This is a genomic window from Flavivirga amylovorans, from assembly GCF_030540875.1.
GTDB classification, from domain to species: Bacteria; Bacteroidota; Bacteroidia; order Flavobacteriales; family Flavobacteriaceae; genus Flavivirga; species Flavivirga amylovorans.
The window spans coordinates 1-2,885 of the sequence record NZ_JAUOEM010000012.1 but is presented as its reverse complement, the minus strand read 5'-3'; the positions used below and the strand labels follow the sequence as shown (position 1 = coordinate 2,885).

Here is a 2,885-nt window from a genome sequence, read left to right as displayed (position 1 = left end):
AATCAGTTTTCAGTAACCTAATACTGCAAACTGTGACCGGACACTGTCAACTGCGCTGCGCGCAAATATCTTAACATATTGAAAAAAGACCTTGAAGGCCATCCGATACATAAATAACTATAACAATATATATTGAACCTTATAAAAAAACAGGCGTACAATAAGCCTATGGGTTATTAGTACTACTCGGCTATGACATTACTGCCTTTACACCTGTAGCCTATCGACGTGGTAATCTCCCACGACCCTTTAAAGAAATCTCATCTTGTGGTGGGTTTCGCGCTTATATGCTTTCAGCGCTTATCCCTTCCAAACGTAGCTACTCAGCAATGCTCCTGGCGGAACAACTGATGCACCAGAGGTTTGTCCAACTCGGTCCTCTCGTACTAGAGTCAGATCCACTCAAATTTCTAACGCCCACTGTAGATAGAGACCGAACTGTCTCACGACGTTCTGAACCCAGCTCGCGTGCCACTTTAATGGGCGAACAGCCCAACCCTTGGGACCTTCTCCAGCCCCAGGATGTGACGAGCCGACATCGAGGTGCCAAACCCCCCCGTCGATGTGAGCTCTTGGGGGAGATCAGCCTGTTATCCCCGGCGTACCTTTTATCCTTTGAGCGATGGCCCTTCCATGCGGAACCACCGGATCACTATGCTCTTGTTTCCAACCTGATCGACTTGTAGGTCTCTCAGTCAAGCACCCTTATGCCATTGCACTCTGCGCACGGTTACCAAGCGTGCTGAGGGTACCTTTAGAAGCCTCCGTTACTCTTTTGGAGGCGACCACCCCAGTCAAACTACCCACCAAGCACTGTCCTCTCGCAAGAGAGTTAGACTCTAGATAAGCAAAGGGTGGTATTTCAACAATGACTCCACAACGCCTGGCGACGCCGCTTCAAAGTCTCCCACCTATCCTACACATTACTTATCCAAAACCAATACTAAGCTATAGTAAAGGTGCACGGGGTCTTTTCGTCCCACAGCGGGTAATCGGCATCTTCACCGATACTACAATTTCACCGAGCTCATGGCTGAGACAGTGTCCAGATCGTTGCACCATTCGTGCAGGTCGGAACTTACCCGACAAGGAATTTCGCTACCTTAGGACCGTTATAGTTACGGCCGCCGTTTACTGGGGCTTCATTTGAGATCTTCGCCGAAGCTAAACCCTCCACTTAACCTTCCAGCACCGGGCAGGTGTCAGGCCATATACGTCATCTTTCGATTTAGCATAGCCCTGTGTTTTTGATAAACAGTCGCCTGGACCTTTTCACTGCGGCCACCCCGAGGGGTGGCGACTCTTCTCCCGAAGTTACGAGTCTATTTTGCCTAGTTCCTTAGCCATGAATCTCTCGAGCTCCTTAGAATTCTCATCCCAACTACCTGTGTCGGTTTAGGGTACGGGCTGCCTCGCTCGCTTTTCTTGGAAGTCGATTTGCTGGATTATCACCTTGACCGAGGCCTCAGTGTACTATCGCCGTGTTGCCACTGGCTTCAACGTACTATTCCGTCAGTACGCACCAACTTTTCGCCTCCGTCACTTTTAGCGCGGGCAGGTACAGGAATATTAACCTGTTGGCCATCCACTACCCCTTTCGGGTTCGCGTTAGGTCCCGACTAACCCTCAGCTGATTAGCATAGCTGAGGAAACCTTAGTCTTTCGGAGTGCGGGTTTCTCGCCCGCATTATCGTTACTTATGCCTACATTTTCTTTTGTAGCTTCTCCAGCATGCCTCACGGTACACCTTCGACGACACTACAATGCTCCCCTACCACAATTTCTTGTCCATGGCTTCGGTAATATGTTTATGCCCGATTATTATCCATGCCGAACCGCTCGACTAGTGAGCTGTTACGCACTCTTTAAATGAATGGCTGCTTCCAAGCCAACATCCTAGCTGTCTAAGCAGTTCGACCTCGTTAGTTCAACTTAACATATATTTGGGGACCTTAGCCGATGGTCTGGGTTCTTTCCCTCTCGGACATGGACCTTAGCACCCATGCCCTCACTGCTGATCAACATTTTATAGCATTCGGAGTTTGTCAGGAATTGGTAGGCGGTGAAGCCCCCGCATCCAATCAGTAGCTCTACCTCTATAAAACTATAAATCAACGCTGCACCTAAATGCATTTCGGGGAGTACGAGCTATTTCCGAGTTTGATTGGCCTTTCACCCCTACCCACAGGTCATCCGAAGACTTTTCAACGTCAACCGGTTCGGTCCTCCACTGTATGTTACTACAGCTTCAACCTGCCCATGGGTAGATCACACGGTTTCGCGTCTACCACTACTAACTTAAGCGCCCTGTTCAGACTCGCTTTCGCTACGGATCCGGACCTGAAGTCCTTAACCTTGCTAGCAACGGTAACTCGTAGGCTCATTATGCAAAAGGCACGCCGTCACGGATCAAGTCCGCTCCGACCGCTTGTAAGCGTATGGTTTCAGGTTCTATTTCACTCCCTTATTCAGGGTTCTTTTCACCTTTCCCTCACGGTACTAGTTCACTATCGGTCTCTCAGGAGTATTTAGCCTTATCGGATGGTCCCGACTGGTTCACACAGGATTACTCGTGTCCCGCACTACTCAGGATACCACTATCTTAACGTTCTTTACCTATACGGGACTATCACCCTCTCTGGTCTGTCTTTCCAAACAGTTCCAGTTCATTACGCTTCGAATATCGTGGTCCTACAACCCCGGTATTGCCGTAACAATACCGGTTTGGGCTAATCCGCGTTCGCTCGCCACTACTAACGGAATCACTTTTGTTTTCTTCTCCTCCGGGTACTTAGATGTTTCAGTTCTCCGGGTTTGCTCCTATTGCTAGGTGACATATCTTCAATATGCCGGGTTGCCCCATTCGGATATCTGCGGATCAATTC

Annotated in this window: 1 rRNA gene; it reads right to left on the bottom strand. The window is 49.2% G+C overall.

The window, feature by feature from the left end:
- Positions 1-156: 156 nt before the first annotated feature.
- Positions 157-2,885: ribosomal RNA gene (locus tag Q4Q39_RS20550) — 23S ribosomal RNA — on the bottom strand; the annotation flags it as partial.